General features: G+C 62.1%; 16 protein-coding genes. 8 read left to right on the top strand and 8 right to left on the bottom strand.

The annotated features are described in order from the left end of the window. Positions 1-24 precede the first annotated feature (24 nt). On the bottom strand, positions 25-759 hold the full coding sequence (locus tag ACEN2R_RS18170) for an SDR family oxidoreductase (RefSeq protein WP_442044103.1): 735 nt from the start codon (positions 757-759) through the stop codon (positions 25-27). A gap of 19 nt (positions 760-778) precedes the next feature. Next, positions 779-2,560: an IlvD/Edd family dehydratase gene (locus ACEN2R_RS18175; protein WP_442044104.1), complete on the bottom strand. Its 1,782-nt coding sequence runs from the start codon at positions 2,558-2,560 to the stop codon at positions 779-781. 143 nt (positions 2,561-2,703) lie between these two features. On the opposite strand from ACEN2R_RS18175, the gene ACEN2R_RS18180 reads away from it, so the two are divergent. Then, on the top strand, positions 2,704-3,177 hold the full coding sequence (locus ACEN2R_RS18180) for a hypothetical protein (RefSeq protein ID WP_442044105.1): 474 nt from the start codon (positions 2,704-2,706) through the stop codon (positions 3,175-3,177). A gap of 16 nt (positions 3,178-3,193) precedes the next feature. Here the strand turns inward: ACEN2R_RS18180 and ACEN2R_RS18185 are convergent, their stop codons facing one another. Both ACEN2R_RS18185 and ACEN2R_RS18190 read right to left on the bottom strand, forming a co-directional pair. Further along, entirely contained in the window at positions 3,194-4,126 is a 933-nt protein-coding gene (locus tag ACEN2R_RS18185) for an NAD(P)-dependent oxidoreductase (protein ID WP_442044106.1), read from the bottom strand. A 23-nt stretch (positions 4,127-4,149) separates the two neighbouring features. Further along, the gene (locus ACEN2R_RS18190) at positions 4,150-4,911 is read right to left on the bottom strand and encodes an SDR family oxidoreductase (protein ID WP_442044107.1); all 762 of its coding nucleotides are present in this window, start codon (positions 4,909-4,911) and stop codon (positions 4,150-4,152) included. A gap of 170 nt (positions 4,912-5,081) precedes the next feature. Here ACEN2R_RS18190 and ACEN2R_RS18195 point away from each other — a divergent pair, with 170 nt between their 5' ends. Genes ACEN2R_RS18195 through denD form a run of 5 tightly spaced genes read left to right on the top strand, consistent with a single transcriptional unit; the run spans position 5,082 to position 9,768 of the window. Continuing rightward, positions 5,082-6,116, top strand: coding sequence for an L-idonate 5-dehydrogenase (locus tag ACEN2R_RS18195; protein WP_442044108.1), 1,035 nt, complete (start codon positions 5,082-5,084; stop codon positions 6,114-6,116). Continuing rightward, entirely contained in the window at positions 6,113-6,724 is a 612-nt protein-coding gene (locus tag ACEN2R_RS18200) for a LysE family translocator (RefSeq protein ID WP_442044109.1), read from the top strand. The genes ACEN2R_RS18195 and ACEN2R_RS18200 overlap by 4 nt, the downstream gene beginning before the upstream one ends. Positions 6,725-6,736: 12 nt before the next feature. Beyond that, positions 6,737-7,888, top strand: coding sequence for a fumarylacetoacetate hydrolase family protein (locus ACEN2R_RS18205; RefSeq protein WP_442044110.1), 1,152 nt, complete (start codon positions 6,737-6,739; stop codon positions 7,886-7,888). Further along, on the top strand, positions 7,888-8,754 hold the full coding sequence (locus ACEN2R_RS18210) for an SMP-30/gluconolactonase/LRE family protein (protein WP_442044111.1): 867 nt from the start codon (positions 7,888-7,890) through the stop codon (positions 8,752-8,754). Before ACEN2R_RS18205 ends, ACEN2R_RS18210 begins: the two co-directional genes overlap by 1 nt. A 36-nt stretch (positions 8,755-8,790) precedes the next feature. Then, positions 8,791-9,768: a D-erythronate dehydrogenase gene (denD, locus tag ACEN2R_RS18215; protein WP_442044112.1), complete on the top strand. Its 978-nt coding sequence runs from the start codon at positions 8,791-8,793 to the stop codon at positions 9,766-9,768. Between the two features lie 21 nt (positions 9,769-9,789). On the opposite strand, the gene ACEN2R_RS18220 is transcribed toward denD, so the two are convergent. After that, positions 9,790-10,734 carry a 2-hydroxyacid dehydrogenase gene (locus tag ACEN2R_RS18220; RefSeq protein ID WP_442044113.1) on the bottom strand — a complete coding sequence of 315 codons (945 nt, stop codon included), beginning with the start codon at positions 10,732-10,734 and terminating at the stop codon, positions 9,790-9,792. Positions 10,735-10,955: 221 nt separating this feature from the next. Between ACEN2R_RS18220 and ACEN2R_RS18225 the strand changes: the two genes are divergently transcribed. Next, positions 10,956-11,723 carry a hypothetical protein gene (locus ACEN2R_RS18225; protein ID WP_442044114.1) on the top strand — a complete coding sequence of 256 codons (768 nt, stop codon included), beginning with the start codon at positions 10,956-10,958 and terminating at the stop codon, positions 11,721-11,723. On the opposite strand, the gene ACEN2R_RS18230 is transcribed toward ACEN2R_RS18225, so the two are convergent. From ACEN2R_RS18230 to ACEN2R_RS18240, 3 genes are all read right to left on the bottom strand, one after another. Beyond that, positions 11,720-12,832: a helix-turn-helix domain-containing protein gene (locus tag ACEN2R_RS18230; protein WP_442044115.1), complete on the bottom strand. Its 1,113-nt coding sequence runs from the start codon at positions 12,830-12,832 to the stop codon at positions 11,720-11,722. The genes ACEN2R_RS18225 and ACEN2R_RS18230 overlap by 4 nt on opposite strands. A 140-nt stretch (positions 12,833-12,972) precedes the next feature. Continuing rightward, positions 12,973-14,055, bottom strand: coding sequence for a ParB/RepB/Spo0J family partition protein (locus ACEN2R_RS18235; protein WP_442044116.1), 1,083 nt, complete (start codon positions 14,053-14,055; stop codon positions 12,973-12,975). Beyond that, positions 14,052-15,356 (bottom strand): AAA family ATPase, encoded by a 1,305-nt coding sequence (locus tag ACEN2R_RS18240; RefSeq protein WP_442044117.1) that lies wholly within the window; start codon positions 15,354-15,356, stop codon positions 14,052-14,054. The genes ACEN2R_RS18235 and ACEN2R_RS18240 overlap by 4 nt, the downstream gene beginning before the upstream one ends. A 498-nt stretch (positions 15,357-15,854) precedes the next feature. On the opposite strand from ACEN2R_RS18240, the gene ACEN2R_RS18245 reads away from it, so the two are divergent. Then, a complete protein-coding gene (locus ACEN2R_RS18245; RefSeq protein WP_442044118.1) occupies positions 15,855-16,538 on the top strand; it encodes a hypothetical protein in 684 nt (227 codons plus the stop codon). Positions 16,539-17,068 lie beyond the last annotated feature (530 nt).

Here is a 17,068-nt window from a genome sequence, read left to right on the forward strand (position 1 = left end):
TTGCCGCGGCGGTTTTGTCTTGCGTCAGCCGCGCCCGATAAACGGCATCGCGGTTGCCATGACGGTCATGAACTGCACATTCGCGTCAAGCGGCAGCGACGCCATATGCAGCACCGATTTCGCCACATTCGCACCGTCCATCATCGGCTCTGCCTTGATGGATCCATCCGCTTGCGGCACGCCGCGTGAAATCCGCTCTGACATATCGGACAAGACATTGCCGATGTCGATCTGACCGCAGGCGATGTTGAAGGTGCGCCCGTCCAGCGACAGCGCGCGCGTCAATCCGGTTACCGCATGTTTCGACATCGTATAGGGCGCCGACCCAAACCGCGGAACATGGGCCGAAACCGACCCGTTGTTGATGATCCGGCCCCCCTGCGGGTCTTGCTTGCGCATCTGGCCAAAGGCGGCGCGGGCGCAGAGGAACATCCCGGTGATATTGATATTGCTCAGGTTCAACCAGGCATCGACCGCAATCTCGTCGATCATCTGCGACGGCATGCTGACACCGGCGTTGTTGAACAGCGCGTCAACGCGCCCCCACTCTGCAACGGCCTTGCCGAAACCGGCATCCACCGCACCCGGATCGGTCACATCGAACGGCAGCACCAGCGCGTGCGGGTTGTCGCCCGCCGTTTCCTCAAGCGCGTCCTTGCGCCGCCCGACAAGCCCGACGCGCCAGCCCGCATCCAGAAAGGTATGCGCGGTCAGCCGACCGATGCCGCTGCCTGCTCCGGTGATGATAATGCTTTTCATGTCAGTCCCCCAAAAAAAATCAGTGGTTGTCGCGCGGCAGATCCTTGGCGACCTTGTGATAGGCGGTCGCCAGTTCCAGACAGCCGCCATCGGCAAGCTGCCCGACGTGGGTGCGATAGATTTCCTGCCAGGGTGTCTGGTGATGCAGCACCGGCGCGACCCAGTCGTCGATCCGCGCCTGCCAGCCCGCCGCATCGACCAGCGCGTTCAGCGTGCTGTCGTTCAGGTTCAGCCGCACCCTGTCGCCCGTCCGCAAATAGGCGAGCCCGCCCCCGATCACCGATTCAGGCGAGGCGTTCAGGATCGACGGGCTTTCCGATGTGCCCGACTGGCGCCCGTCGCCGACCGTTGGCAGGTGGTTGATGCCCATCCGCAGAACCGCGTCGGGGGGCTGCATGTTCACCACCTCGGCCGATCCGGGATAGCCGACGCAGCCGACACCGCGAATGAACAGGATGGTCCGCTCGTCGATCTCCAGCGCGGGGTCGTTGATCCGGTCGTGGTAATCCTCTGGTCCCTCGAACACCACGGCGCGGGCCTCGTAGGTGCCCTCTGCCCCCGGCTCTGACAGGAACCGCTTGCGGAAATCGTCCGAGATCACAGATGTTTTCATCAAGGCACTGTCGAACAGGTTGCCCGAAAGAACAAGAAAGCCCGCGTTCTGCCGCATTGGCTGGGCGCAGGTCTTTATCACCTCGGTGTCCTGACTTTCCCAGCCCTCCAGATTAACCCCGACCGTCTTGCCAGAGGCGGTCATCGCGCCCTCGTGAATCCGCCCGGCCTTGCGCAGTTCGCCCATCACCGCAGGCACACCGCCCGCGCGGAAAAAGCTTTCGCCAAGGTATTCGCCCGCAGGCTGCATGTTGACCAGCAGCGGCACATCAAAGCCGACCGTCTGCCAGTCCTTGACGTTCAGGTCCACGCCGGCATGGCGGGCAATCGCCTGCAAATGCGGCGGCGCGTTGGTCGATCCGCCAATGGCAGAGTTCACAACAATCGCGTTCTCGAATGCCTCGCGCGTCAGGATGTCGGATGGTTTCAGATCCTCATAGACCATTTCAACGCAGCGGCGGCCGGTTTCATAGGCCATCGCCATGCGTTCGCGGAACGGCGCGGGAATGGCAGAGTTCCCCGGCAAGCTCATCCCCAGCGCCTCGGCCATGGCGTTCATCGTGCTGGCGGTGCCCATCGAATTGCAATGCCCCAAAGAGGGCGCAGAGGCACAGACGCGCCCCATAAATTCCTCGTAGTCGATCTTGCCCTCGGACAGCAGACGGCGGCTTTCCCAGACGATCGTGCCCGAACCGGCGCGCTTGCCCTTCCACCACCCATCCAGCATCGGCCCGCCATTCAGCGCAATCGCCGGAATGTCGACCGTGGCGGCCCCCATCAGCATCGCTGGCGTGGTCTTGTCGCAGCCGGTGGTAAGGACTACTCCGTCGATCGGATAGCCGTGCAGCACCTCGACCAGCCCAAGATAGGCAAGGTTCCGGTCCAGCGCCGCCGTTGGCCGCTTGCCGGTTTCCTGAATCGGATGCACCGGAAACTCCATCGGAATGCCCCCCGCATCGCGGATGCCCGCCTTGATCCGGTCCACAAGGAACACGTGGATCTTGTTGCAAGGCGCAAGGTCGCTGCCGGTTTGCGCAATCCCGATCACCGGACGTTCGCCCTGCAACTCTCCCCGGGTATATCCCTGGTTCTGATAGCGCTCGACATACAGCGCCGTCATGCCCGGATTGTTCGGATTATCGAACCACTCCTGAGAGCGGAATTTTTTGCCCGCGCGGGTATTTGACATGCCTGAGAACTCCCATTCCAAGTCACCGCCTGCAAATGCAAACCTGCGGTAATCTTTCAGTGCTTGTGATAGCTTCGTCATTTGGTATACCAAAAGCAAGAGCCTTTTTAACCCGACCTGCAGCCCTTGCCAAAGAGGACGCCATGACCAGACACATCCTGATAGGGCTGATCGCCCTTCTGCCCGTGCAAGCCGCCGCCGGCACCATCGGCAAGTCCGAACAGGTGCAGGCCTGTGTCCTCAGGCAGATCGACGCCGCGGCCCCCGTCGCCGATTGCGTGAACGAGGCCCAGACCGAATGCCTTGATCTGGTGATGAAGGCCCCGATGGCTTCGGTCGCCTGTTTTCGCGATGCGCGGGACACATGGAACGGATATATCGGGGACAGGATGGCGCATATCTCGGCAACCGCGCCCACCGAACTTGCAGGTGTCGCGGGGATTGAGGTCAAATACGACCTCCTGCAAAACCTGATGCAATGTGACCGGATGATCGACCTGACCCTGCTGCGCGAGGACCCGTCCGAAGCCACAGAAGCGCAAAAAGCGCGGTGCGAGGCGACAGCAACCGCGCTGGCCTATGTCAAGCTGCTGCTGCAATCGCGCAACCTGAACTAGGGCCAGCGCGCCGCAGCTACTTGCGGTTCTTTTCCACCAAAGCCCCCAGATCGACACCGTTCATCGCGGCGATATGGTCCGACATCATCGGCACGTAATCGGCCCCGTTGCCCTGCGCCTCGACCTGCGCGAAATAGTTGCGAATGGCCGCCCCCATCGGGTTCACCACCCCTGCGGCTGTGGCCATGTTCGACACATAACGCACGTCCTTACTGGCATTCGTGATCGAGAACTTATGCGCGTCGCGGTCCCGGCCCACCGCATATTGCATAAAGCTGTCGAAGAACCCGTTGCTCATCCGGCTGCCGCCGATCACCTCTTGCACCGTTTGCGGCGCAAGCCCGACCTTTGCCGCCAGCGCCAGCGCCTCGCCATACAGCGCGGCATAGCCCATGCCGATGAAATTCATGATCAGCTTCATCTGATGCGCCGATCCGACAGGGCCTATATGGGTGATGTTGCCCGACCAGCAGTCGATCACGGGGCGCACCGTTGCAAAGGTGTCGGCGTCCGCGCCAACCATCGCGTCCAATGTGCCCGCCTCGGCCTCTTTCGGGGTGCGACCCAGCGGCGCGTCAACCAGCGTCATGCCCTTGGCGGCCAGTTCCTCGGCCAGACCCTTGGTCGAGGTCGGGTCTGCGGTGCTGGTGTCGATCACGATCAACCCGGCCTTGCCCGACGCCAGAATACCATCCGCCCCGCGGATCACGCCCTCGACCTGCGGGCTGTTGGACAGGCAGATGTGGATGATGTCACACGCCATCGCCATCTCGCGCGGGGTGGCGGCCTCTGTCGCGCCACGCGCCAACAGGTCTTCGACCGGCTCGCGGTTGCGGTTGCCCTTGACCACAAGGGAATAGCCGCCCTTCATGATGTTCGCGGCCATCCCGTGCCCCATGAACCCGACGCCGATAAAGCCGATCACCGGCTTGTTCGCTGTATCACTCATCTCGAAATTCCCCCTTGGGTCTGTCAAAGGCTGGCAGTGATCCCACCATCCACATAAAGCGTATGACCATTCACAAAGCCGGACGCGTTCGACGCCAGAAACACGCAGGCGCCGACCAATTCCTCGATCCGGCCCCAGCGTCCGGCAGGCGTGCGCTTTTCCAGCCAGGCGCTGAATTCGGGGTCCGCGACAAGCGCCGCGTTCAGGGGCGTATCGAAATACCCCGGCGCAATCGCATTGCACTGCAACCCCAGCCGCGCCCAATCCGTCGCCATGCCCTTGGTCAGGTTGGCCACAGCGCCCTTGGTGGCGGTGTAGGGCGCAATGCCCGGACGGGCCATCGCGGTCTGGACGCTGGCGATGTTGATGATCTTTCCCTCGCCCCGCGCAATCATATGTTTGGCCACAGCCTGACCGACGTTGAACACCGAACTGACGTTGGTGCGCATCAACAGCTCGAACGCCTCTGGCGGAAAATCCTGCAAGGCGGTGCGGTGCTGCATTCCGGCGTTGTTCACCAGAATGCCAATCGGGCCATGCGCGGCCTCGTATCCATTGACCGCGGACGCCGATGCCGCGTGGTCGGTCACGTCGAACGGCAGCACGTCAACGGTGTGGCCCTCGGCGCGCAATGTCTCTGCCGCACCCGCCAGACGGTCGGCGTTGCGCGCGTTCAGCACCACCCGCGCGCCCGCCTCTGCCAGCCCCCGCGACAGCGCCAGACCGATCCCCATGGAAGACCCCGTCACCAGTGCCGTTTTGCCCGTCAGATCAAATAAATTCATCCTGTTCCCTTCCCCGAAATCACCCCCAGTACACGGCGAACCGCACGACAGGATGAAACGCGTCTTGATGCTTTTGAAAAATGGTATACCATTTTAAAGGCGACACAAGCCGTAACTGCCCGCCATTCGGGCATAAGACCTGCCGCACTGTCAGGGGGGACAGAACCGGAATGAAAGCACTTTTTGCCCATGGGGCCAAAGACCTGCGCCTTGGCGATTGCGAAATCACAGGCCCCGGCCCCGGTCAGGTGCGCGTCGGGTTGGCGCGGGGCGGCATCTGCGGGTCGGACCTGCATTATTACAACCACGGCGGCTTTGGCACCGTGCGCCTGCGCGAACCGATGATTCTGGGGCACGAGGTGTCTGGCCATATCCTTGAAACCGGCGCGGGCGTTGACGGGTTGAGTGTTGGTGATCTGGTGGCGATCTCTCCCTCGCGGCCCTGTGCGCACTGCGAGTATTGCCTGCGCGGGCTGCCGAACCACTGCATGAACATGCGCTTTTACGGCTCTGCCATGCCCTTTCCCCATATTCAGGGCGCGTTCCGGCAGGAAATCGTGGCAGAGGCCAGCCAATGCGTTCCCGCCACCGGGCTTAGCCCCGAACAGGCCGCAATGGCCGAACCGCTGGCCGTGTGCCTGCACGCGGTCGGGCGGGCGGGGCCGATGCTGGGCAAGCGGGTGCTGATCACCGGATGCGGCCCGATCGGCATCCTGACCATCCTTGCCGCACGTCGCGCCGGCGCCGCCGAAATCACTGCAACCGACATCACCGACAAGGCGCTGGACTATGCCCGCGCCGCCGGGGCCGACCGTGCGCTGAACACGCTGGCAGACCCCGATGCGCTGACCCCGGATATGGCGGGCAAGGGCCGCTTTGACGTGCTGATCGAGTGTTCCGGCGCGCAGCCCGCATTGGTCAGCGGCATCGCCGCCCTACGCCCCCGCGGCGTGATCGTGCAACTGGGCCTGTCCGGCGACATGTCCCTGCCGATGATGCAGATCACCGCGAAGGAAATCGAACTGCGCGGCTCGTTCCGCTTTCACGAAGAGTTCGCGACCGGCGTAAAGCTGATGCAGGCCGGTCTGATCGACGTCTCCGCGCTGGTCACGCACCGCTTTGCGCTGGTAGATTTCGCCGATGCCTTCCGCATCGCCTCTGACAGAAGCGCATCAATGAAAGTCCAGTTGGACTTTGCCGGATGATCACCTTTGCCGTCGCCGTTGTCCTGCTGATCATCACGCCGGGGCCCGGTGTGCTGTCAACGGCGGGTGTGGGCGCCGCCTTCGGGTTTCGCGCCGGGCTGACCTATGTAAGCGGCCTGTTCATCGGCACGACCCTTGTGGCGATGTCGGTCATTTTCGGGCTGGCCGCCGCCGTTCTTGGCCTGCCCGTGGTGCGCACGGTGCTGATGGTCGCCTCGGTCTGCTACCTTCTGTATCTTGCGGCCCGCATCGCCTTTGCCGGATCGCGCCTTGCCTTCATCGAGGCGAAATCCCCCCCCGGCGTGCTGTCAGGTGTCCTGCTACAGGCGATCAACCCCAAGGCCTATGCGGTCAATACCGCGCTTTTTTCCGGCTTTGCCTTCTACCCCGACAGCCTGATGACAGAAACCCTGATGAAGCTGTTGATCCTGACCGCCATCTGGATTCCAATCCATCTGGCCTGGCTTTGGGCCGGTGTCATCCTGCACCGCCTGAACCTTGGCCAACCCACCCAACGCAAGATAAATTACGCCATGGCGGCGGCCATGCTTGGGGTCGTCGCGCTGGCGATCCTGTCTGCCACCGGCCAACCCATGCCACAAAGATAAAAGGTGACCCGAATGCTGCCAATTCAAAACGATCAACCCACGGCCTGCCTTGTCGGTCGCGTCTGGCGCCCCGGCATCGGTCCGGCCCTTGTCACATTGCGCGGCGATGACCTGATCGACATCACCAACGCGCAGACCCCCACCATGCGCGACCTGCTGGAACGCGACGATATTGTCGCCTACGTTCGCGCCGCCAAAGGCGAACTGATCGGCACCCTTGCGGATCTTGTTGCAGGCTCGACCGAAGATGCGACCGGCGATGCCTTGCATCTGTTGTCCCCCGCCGACCTGCAATCGGTCAAGGCAAGCGGCGTGACCTTCGCGGAATCCATGGTCGAACGCGTGATCGAGGAACAGGCCGCAGGCAATGCCGACCGTGCGCAAGAGATCCGCAAGAAAGTTCAGGCGGTGATCGGTGACAGCCTGAACGGCATAGACCCCGGTTCCCCCGAGGCGATGCGCGTAAAGTCGGTGCTACAGGCCGAGGGCCTGTGGTCGCAATATCTGGAGGTCGGGATCGGTCCCGACGCCGAGGTGTTCACCAAGGCACAGCCGATGGCCTCTGTGGGTTGGGGGGCCTCCGTCGGTCTGCACCCGATGTCCAGCTGGAACAACCCCGAACCCGAAATCGTTCTGGCGATCAACAGTCAGGGCCGGATCGTCGGCGCGACTCTGGGCAACGATGTGAACCTGCGCGATGTCGAGGGCCGCTCTGCCCTGCTGCTGGGCAAGGCCAAGGACAACAATGCCTCCTGCGCGATCGGGCCGTTCCTGCGGCTGTTCGACGACACTTACGGGCTGGACGATGTGGGGGCGGCCGAACTGAACCTGCAGGTCACGGGCGAGGACGGTTTTGTTCTGAACGGCCACTCCTCGATGACCAAAATCAGCCGCCGCCCCGCCGATATCGTCGCCCAGACCATTGGGCGGCATCACCAGTATCCCGACGGGTTCATGCTGTTTCTGGGCACGCTGTTCGCACCGATTCAGGACCGCGACACCCCCGGTCAGGGCTTTACCCACAAGATGGGCGATGTGGTGACGATTGCCGAGGCAAAGCTGGGCGAATTACGCAACACCGTGCGCCTGTCCACCCAATGCCCCGAATGGCGCTTTGGCACATCCGCGCTGATGCGCAATCTGGCGGGGCGCGGATTGCTGTGATGTCAGGCGCTGTATCGGCCTTTGACGACACGCCCTGCCAGTTGGGCGAAGGGCCGATGTGGCATCCGGCGCGGGGCGCATTCCTGTGGTTCGACATCAATGAGAAAAAGATGTTTCTACGCGGTATTGATGCAAAAATTCCGGTAGAAATATGGCAGTTTGATCAGCATGTCTCGGCGGCAGGCTGGCTGGACGACACCCATGTTCTGATTGCCAGTGAAACCGCCCTGCTGCGGTTCTGTTTGACCAGCGGCGCGAAAGAAGTCGTCGCGCCGCTGGAGGCAGACACCCCCGCCACCCGGTCCAACGATGGCCGCGCCGATCCCTGGGGCGGGTTCTGGATCGGGACCATGGGCAAGAACGCAGAGCCGGACGCAGGGGCGATCTACCGTTACTACCGCGGAGAGGTCCGTCGCATGTTCGCGCCCTGGACCATTCCCAACGCCATCTGCTTTACCCCCGACCGCCGCTTTGCCTATCTGACCGACACGCCGCGCGGCATCATCTGGTGCCAGGCGCTTGCGGAAACCGACGGCTGGCCAAAGGGCGAGCCGGAGCAGTTCCTGACCCTGCCCGCCACGCACTACCGGCCAGACGGCGCCGTGGTCGATACCGAAGGCAACCTTTGGTGCGCCCATTTCGGGCAGGGAAAGCTGACGTGCCACGCCCCCGACGGAACCGAACGGCGCAGCATCGCACTGCCCGCCCGCCAAACCACCTGCCCCGCCTTCGGTGGCGCGGATTTCTCGACACTGATCGTGACAACAGCAGCCAAAGGCCCAGCGGGCGGCGACCCGAACGCGGGCCTGACCTATCGCCTGACACCGGACGCAACCGGACAGGCGGAACACCGCGTGATCCTATAGGCGGCACACCCACCGCACCAAAACGAAAGGCATGACATGAAGGTTCTTATCATCGGCGGAGGCGGCGTTATCGGCCAGAAACTGGCCCGGAAGCTGGCCGCGCGCGGCACCCTGCGCGGGCGCGACATCGGCAAAATTGTGCTGGCCGATATTGTCGACCCGCCACAGATCAACGCACCCTTTCCCGTCGAGACCCGCAATTGCGACATTTCCAGCCGCGCCTCTGTCGATCAACTGATAGATGCGGACACCGATGTGGTCTATCTGCTGGCCGCCATCGTATCGGCCCACGCCGAGGAGGATCTGGACGCGGGCCTGAACATCAACATGCTGGGCACCCTGAACGTGCTTGACCGCTGTCGCGCGCTGCAAACCAAACCGGTTGTGGTGTTTTCATCGTCGATCGCGGTCTATGGCGGCGAGGTTCCCGACCCGATCACCGATCACAGTTTCCTGAACCCGCAAACGTCCTATGGCACGCAAAAGGCGATCGGAGAGCTGTTGTTGAACGACTTCTCCCGCCGCGGGCTGATCGACGGTCGCGGCTTTCGCCTGCCGACGATCTCTGTCCGGCCGGGCAAACCGAACCGCGCCGCGTCCAGCTTTATGTCGTCGATCCTGCGCGAACCGCTGAACGGGCAAGAGGCCGTCTGCCCCGTGGCCGAGGATTTCGAACACTACTATCTGTCGCCGCGTCGCTGCGTCGAGAACTTGATTCTGGGAACCGAGATCGAGGCAGAGGCCCTTGGCCAGAACCGCTGCATGATGATGCCCGGTCGCCGCTGGACCATCCGTCAGGTGATCGACGCGATGACCGCCGTGGCCGGACCAAAGCCCGCAACATTGATCCGCTGGCAGGACGCGCCTGATATCCGGCGCATCGTGTCCGGTTGGCGCTATGATTTCGCACCGCAAAAGGCGCTGAAACTGGGCCTGAAGGCCGATGACAGTTTCGAGGACAACATCCGCTATTATCTGGAGGATGATCTTGGGGAAAAAGCGGCGCGCCCGTAACAGGCGCGCCCTTGAGCGGTTTCAGTTCACGGGCGTCAAGACCGCACGTCCTGCCTGAAACGCCGCGATATTGTCGCGCTGCAACTGGCCCATCGCGCGGCGCGTATCCACCGTGCCGGACCCGTGGTGCGGTTGCAGAACCACAGTGTCCAGCGCCATGAACCGCGCGTCGATCTTCGGCTCGTTCAGGAACACGTCCAGCCCCGCCCCTGCGATCGCGCCGCTTTCCAGCGCATCCAGCAGTGCCGCCTCGTCGATGGTAGAACCGCGGGAAATGTTGACGATCACGCCATCCTTCCCCAAGGCGCGGATCACCTCGGCTGACACATAGCCCGCCGTTTCCGCCCCCCCGACCAAGGCAACCACAAGGTAATCGACCGCCCCCGCAAGCGACACAGGATCGGCGTGGTAGGTCCAGCCCGGCGTCTGCTTTTCCGACCGCGAGGTATAGTGGATGTCCATCTTGAACCCCGCCAGACGGTCGGCAATCTCGCGCCCGATGCGCCCCAGACCGACGATGCCCACGCGCCCACCGCTGACCTTGCGGCTTAGCGCAATCTCGCCTGAGTTCGCCCAGTTCCCCGACCGCACCCAATCCGACGCCTGCACCACACGGCGCCCCTGTGCCAACAGCATCGCAACGGCCAGATCGGCCACATCGTCGTTCAGCACATCGGGGGTGTTCGTCACCTTGATGCCCCGCGCGGTCGCGTCGGCCACATTGATCGCGTCATATCCGACGCCGTAGTTCGCAATCACCCCGAGATTCGGCAAAAGGTCCATCGCCGCTCCGTCAAAGGCCACATGCCCCTTGAACGCCACAGCCGTAATTCCGGCCCGCACCGCATCGGGCAGACCCGCGATACCGGACACACTGTCCAGGGTCATCGCGCCAAGGTCGCGGGCCAATGGCCCGGTGTCCATGTCGGTGTATTGGCCGATGGCCAAGGTGGTTGGATTGCTCACTTTACTCTCTCCCTTGCAGATCATGTCTGGCCCGCGATGTTATCGCTAACCGTCAGGCTTCTTTTAAACCGGATCGGTGCCCGGTGTCAGATAAAATCCGACAAAACGCCCATGTTTTCAGGTGGCCAAATATTGCACGGCCTGCGCGAAATAGGTCGGGACGACGGCATGGCGCCCTGTTATATATCAGTCGAACGCCATCCCATAAAGGACATCACAACGTGACACCCCACGCGTCCCGCCAGACCGCCATGCAGCACTTTGCCGACGGGCTGTTAACCGCACGAAACACCAGCGAATGCTTTAGCCCCGCAGCGGACAGCGACCACCCCCTGACCGAGGCAGAGGCCTACGCCGTGCAAGCCGCAGTCGCGCGTCACATGGGCAAGATTGCCGGTTTCAAGGCTGGCCCCAAGTCAGGCAACGGCCAGACCTTCGCACCGCTTATGGCATCGGGCCTTTATGCGGACGGGACCGTTATTCGACCCAAAACCGGCGGAATGCTGGGTGTCGAGCTGGAAATCGGGCTAAGGTTGAACGCCCCCCTGCCGCCACGCGATGCGCCCGACTTTGCCGACCGCCTGCGCGACAGCCTGTCGCTGGTCGCCGTGATCGAGATTGTAGCCCCGCGCGTCACAGGCCCGCTTGCCGATCAGCCACTGGTAAAACTGGCCGACTTCCAGATCAACGAGGGGCTGGTCATCGGAACCGGTGTTCCGGCGTGGAATGGCACAGGCATCGGGCCGGTCAACGCGCAAATGCTGCTTGGCGATCAGGTGCTTCTGGATGGCCCGACACAGGTTCCCGGCGGGGATGCGTTTGATACGATTCTTGGCGTCGTCGATCTGGCCCGCACCCATTTCGACGGGCTTCAGCCGGGGCATGTCATCATCACCGGATCGCTGCATCCGCTGACATATGTCCCCGCGGGGACACTGGTCAAAGGCCGCATCGAAGCGGTTGGAACCGTCAGCGTGCAGATCGGCTAAAGCCGGGCGGTCCAGACCCTGTAACGCCCCTGCCCCGTCACCTCGCGGATCAGCCCCTCGCCCGCCATGGCGTCCAGGTTGCGCTGCACGGCGGCGCGGCTGGCACCGGTTTGCGCCTCTGCCATCGGGGCAGAGACCAGCGGCCAGACCGCCAGAAGCTCGGCCAGCAACGCAGGCGTCCGGCCCGACCGCTGCGCAACGGCGCGGTTGGCTCGCGCCTGCCAATCGGCAAGCCGGTCAAGATGCAGCAGGGCCGCCAGCGTCGACTGCTCTGCACCGGCCAGCCACCGCGCCAGACGGTCGTACGGCGACCCGCCCGGACGCAACGCGCCAGGCCCCCCCAGCACCAGCGGCAAAAAGATCGCGCCCCCGCGCCCGACCTGCGCCGCGATCCGCGCCGCAACCACTGTCGCCTCTATCTCTTGCGCCGATCCACTGCCCGACACCTCTGCCATGTGCCAGACATGCGTTCCAAGACAGGCGCGGGCAAACGGATGCAAGCCCGCCGCCTGTGCCATCACACCGGCCCAGTCGGCGATCCGGCCATCAATATCCCCCACCCCTTGATGTGGCTCTGTTCCGCCCTGATAAGGCTCTTGTCGGCCAAGAAATGCGGTCAGGCCAGCCTGCCATCCGCCCGTATCGGGGGGCGGTCCGCCCGACAGGCGCCGCATCGCCCAGCCGGACCGCGCAAGGGCCAGCGTGTCCTCCTGTGGGTTGGCCAAACGCAATGCGGTCCACAGCGCCAAACGCTCTGCCGTGATCCGGTCGCCCGCGTGCCAGCTTAGTTCTGCCGCTTCCAGCAAGGCCAACCGCTGCTTCCACCCGTCCGGCGCGGTGCGCAACCGTTCGTCCAGCGCGCCAAAACGGGTCGCCAGTTGCGCCAGATCCAACGTCAGCTCGGCCTGCGCGGCCCGCCATGCGGCAATATCCACAAGATCGGGCAGCATCGGCCGCGCCGTGGGGTCCGGGTTCCAGTCCGACACCTCGGCGTCGGGGGACGGCAAGAACCAAAGGTCTGCATCCGCTGCCTCATCACGGTCATAAGGGCCGGTTTGGCCATCTTCGGACCTATCCGGATCGATATAGGAATATGGGTGTTTTGTCATCATAATGCGCATAGTTATACAGTTTTGCACATTACCCAAGCGCTTTGTTGAATCCCCCCTTGACGGGCAACTGTCACCGCGGGGACAGGCCTTTGGTCAAGGGCGGCTTCAGGCGCGCAAAAGACGGGGAACCGCCAGCCCTACCCGTCCAGCTCTTTGAAAAAGGCGGTGATTGCCGCCTCTAGCCGGACGCGATCCTCATTGGAAAAATCCCTGTCCATCGCCAGCTCCAGCTTGCCGTTCCGCGCCGCACACCGGACTGTCCCCGCGGGGACAGCATGGCGAAAGGTGGTTTTGGCAACGCTGGTCGGGGTCGGGGCTGCGGGCTTTGCGACATTTTCTTTCACCGCCTGCGCCCGCAGCACATCCACTTCAGCCTCTGGCGTGGTGGCCATGGCCGCAGCCAAAGCATGGCGGATCGTCGCGGCGGCCCCCGACTCGTTCGATATCCGCTTTTCCAGCTGCAGCCCCAGCGCGCGCGGGATTGATTCCGGAAACTTTACATGACTTCCGATGCCTTCAAGCATGGTTGCGAAATGGCGTATATAGATCCGCTTTTGCCGGTTGGCCGACGCATAAAGCGCCGCAATCGCCTCTTCTATCGTCGCACTCGATGTCTCGGGGTCCTTGGCGTAGGACAGCGCAAGCTGCGCCATTTCGGCAAAAGAGATGTCGCGGCGCACAAGGTTTTCATCGACCATGCGCCGGTACAGCGCCTCCATTGCCTCGCCTTTGGCAATCAGGCCCGCAGGGATTTTTGCATACCGCTCTTCGCCGGTTTCAGCAAAAAGCGCGCGGTAAGCGGACAGCCGGCGAAAGCCCTGAACCAGTTCATAGCCGTCGTCTGTCAACTCTACCTGAATGGCATTCGAGAGACCAATCGCCTGAATAGAGACTTTCAGCTCTTCCAGATCAGGGTCGCGGCCGGTCGATCTGTCCCGGGTCAGTTTCACCGTGCGGATGTCGTCGACCGGGATCAGGTCAACGATCAGCCCCTGCTTTTTCAGTCGCACCAGCTCATGCGCAAGGCGGTCGTTTTCTTCACGGATCGCGCGCTCTGCTGTTTCACGTTCGCGCAACGCGCCGGCGTTTTCATTGATCGCCGAGGCCATGGGGCCGCGCCGCATCTCGGTCTCGGGTTTAGGGTCCGGCGTTTGATCTGTCCCCGCGGGGACAGCGCCGTTTTCAGGAAAGTCGATATCAAAGATTCTGCGCTTGCTCATGCCTCATCCTCCAATTTATCCCAGGCCACGATCACGTGTTCCTTGAACTCCTCATAGGCCCGATCGAACGACGCGCGTGCGCGGCGCCAGGTTTCGCGCGTCATGTCGCGATAGTCGGTCTCGTAGATCGAATTCAGGAAACGGCCCGACTGTTCGACGGCGCGCGTCATCTCGATCGGGTTGGCGGTGACCCTATCCTCGAACACCTTTTCGAAGGCTGAACGCATCGCGCGGTGCAGATCGTTGCCGTGTTCATAGCGGGTCAGAAGGAAGCGCAGGTCGAGAAATTCCTTTGGCAGTTTAAGTGTCCCCGCGGGGACACCCCCCGAAAACCGCGAAAGATCGGCGAGCGCCTCGGCCAGCTGCCCGATGAAAGACGTGGTGGAATCGTATTCCCAATAGCCGGGGCCGGACGGCACATACAACATGTCAGCCGCAAAGACCGCGTTCATCGACTGATAGCCAATGGCGGGCGGGCAGTCGAAAATCACAAGGTCGTAGGCATCGGCGGGCAGGCTATCAAGGTAGCGGCTGACCGAGGCGAAGAACGACCATTCGGGGTTCAGGTGGCGGTACTGGGCGCTTGCGAATTCCACAAAGGCTGCGTTGGCGCAGCTTGGGATCAGGTCGATGGTCGGCCAACAGGTTGGTTTGATAAAGTCGCTGACGCGCAGATCCTTCAGGCCCATGTCGGTGATCGCCGAGGGCAGGCGGCGCTGGGGCAGGGCGGCTCCGCTTTCGGCGCCCCGTGTTGCGGCATTCATCCGCTCTGTCTCGCGGATCAGGTCACGGGCCATAATGCCCCAGACGGTGAATTCCTCGGTCACGTCGGACAGGCCCATGGAATGGCTAAGCGTAGCCTGCGGGTCGAAGTCGACGCAAAGAACGCGGTATCCGTCAAGCGCTGCGGCATGGGCAAAATGCAGCGCGACCGTGGACTTGCCGGCGCCGCCTTTAAAGTTGGCGATCGCCACGCGCATCGCCCGTTTGCCCGCAGGGCGGGTCGGCATCAGTGACTTGCGGTTCACTTTCAAGCGGCGCCGGATCTGGTTGATCTCTTCGAGGGTGTACCAATGTTGCCGACCATCCTCTTCGACGATGCCCTGTGGCAACGAGGGGTCGGCAGCCAGGCGCCCGCGCAATGTGGACTGGTTCACCTTGAAGATCAGCTCTGCCACCTCCCAGCTTGAAAACCGCCTGAGCGTCTTCTCCAGCTCGGGGGAAAACGTTTGCTGCCGTATCCATCCCTGCATCTTAAGGGACTGGCCTTGAAGCCGCGCCAGATCTTCATGTGTAAACATCGGAACTCCTGTCCCCGCGGGGACGCTAATTATCGTCTACTTGTCATTTACGCCGGATTTGCCAAAAATGCAAAACTGAATATGGTCAGAGACGAAGAAAGATCGAAGCCTTGTAAATAAGGGGCCAGAACCGCGTTGCAACGATTCGGGCAGGCCGCGACTGATCTGTGATTATTGCCCGGAGCAGGCATGGATATTGGGGGACAAAAAACATGCCGCCGCTAGATATAGGGTGACAAGACCGCCTGTAATATGGGACACACTAGATGTCCCCCTATACCATTAATACCTGATTTCCATCTTTTAGATTGGAGGGAAGAACCGGGCAGGGTCAAACTGTGCTTGACAGAATCGAGGTTTCGGACGCAAATCGGTAAAGAGGCGGGAAGAACGCTGAGTTGACGCAGTCACAGCGCTTTCCAGAATATGAACCGTTAGAGTTCAATAATCGAGGCACAGTTCAGACGCAGCAAAGCGTCGGGCGGAAACGAGGGCGGCATGTTTGCCAAGAAACCTGTGGGCCGTGGGGCCTCTGTCATCAAATACGATTTGCTGACCGCGATGGGGGCCTACGCCTTGTCACTGGACAAAGGCCCGCAACGGTTGATCCTTCGGCTGATGACGCTTGTGACCGCCCGCTACAACTGGGGCCGCAACGAGCTGACCGTCGGACAACGAGAGATCGCCAGGCTTTGGGGGGTCGACGAGCGGACGGTCAAGCGCGAGATCGCCAAACTGAAAACCATGGGCTGGCTGATCGTAAAGCGGCAGGGCGCGCGGGGCAGGGTGGCCGAATACGGGCTGGATCTAACCTGTATTCTTCACAACACGAAACCCCGATGGGCGGCGGTCGGGCCCGACTTCGAAGACCGGATGGATCATACTGACGAGCCTGATTCCAAAGTTGTGCCGATGCCACTGCGTGGGGCCGGACCGCCCCCCGATATTTCCGACGGCACGGAATGGGCGCAGGCAAGAGCGCGGCTTTACGATGAAGATCCGGGCCGCTACCGGTCCTGGGTCGAGGCATTGATACGGATCGAAAGGGCAGGGGGGCAGGTGCAATTGCTTGCGCCCAGCCGGTTCCACGCCACCTATGTGACGACACATATGCTGTCGAGGTTATTGCGGGCCTGTCAGGCGGTCGATCCCACGGTCACGGTTGTGGTTGTCGGGGCTTGAACCGCAGGGTTCGCCGCGCCCCGGACTGCCACATATACAAAGAGTATATAGAGGGCGGTTATTCGGGCCAAAAACACACCTCTATATAGAGGCCGGAAAATGGGCAGGGTTTTGCGCCGGTTTTACCGGGGTTGAGCCACCGATTTCACACCAGCCAAGCCCGCCTTTGCCGCGATGAAAACGCTTTTCTGAGCCGGGACGCCACCACGGCGCACTATCACGCTGTTCCTCGTGTTTCAGACCCCCCGATCCTGACCGCGCCACGCTATCGACAGAACGGCGCATCCTCTAAGCCTTTGTGATGGGTGTCTTTTATGGTTAAAAGCCGTTGGATGAAACTTTTATGACTTTCGTCCAAAAAAGGCCTTGCGACTCGGTGGGGCTCAGCCTAGAACCCCTCTCAACGGCGACGCAGACGAGACTGCGGTGCTGGGACGCCAGAGGGTCTTACGGGATTTGATGGTATGGAACGAACATCTAGAGGTAGTTGATCTGTTGCGCTAATGATTTGCGCTTCGGTTTTTTATTGT

The sequence above is a fragment of the Pseudogemmobacter sp. W21_MBD1_M6 genome (genome assembly GCF_052119585.1).
Classification (GTDB): Bacteria; Pseudomonadota; Alphaproteobacteria; order Rhodobacterales; family Rhodobacteraceae; genus JBGQOJ01.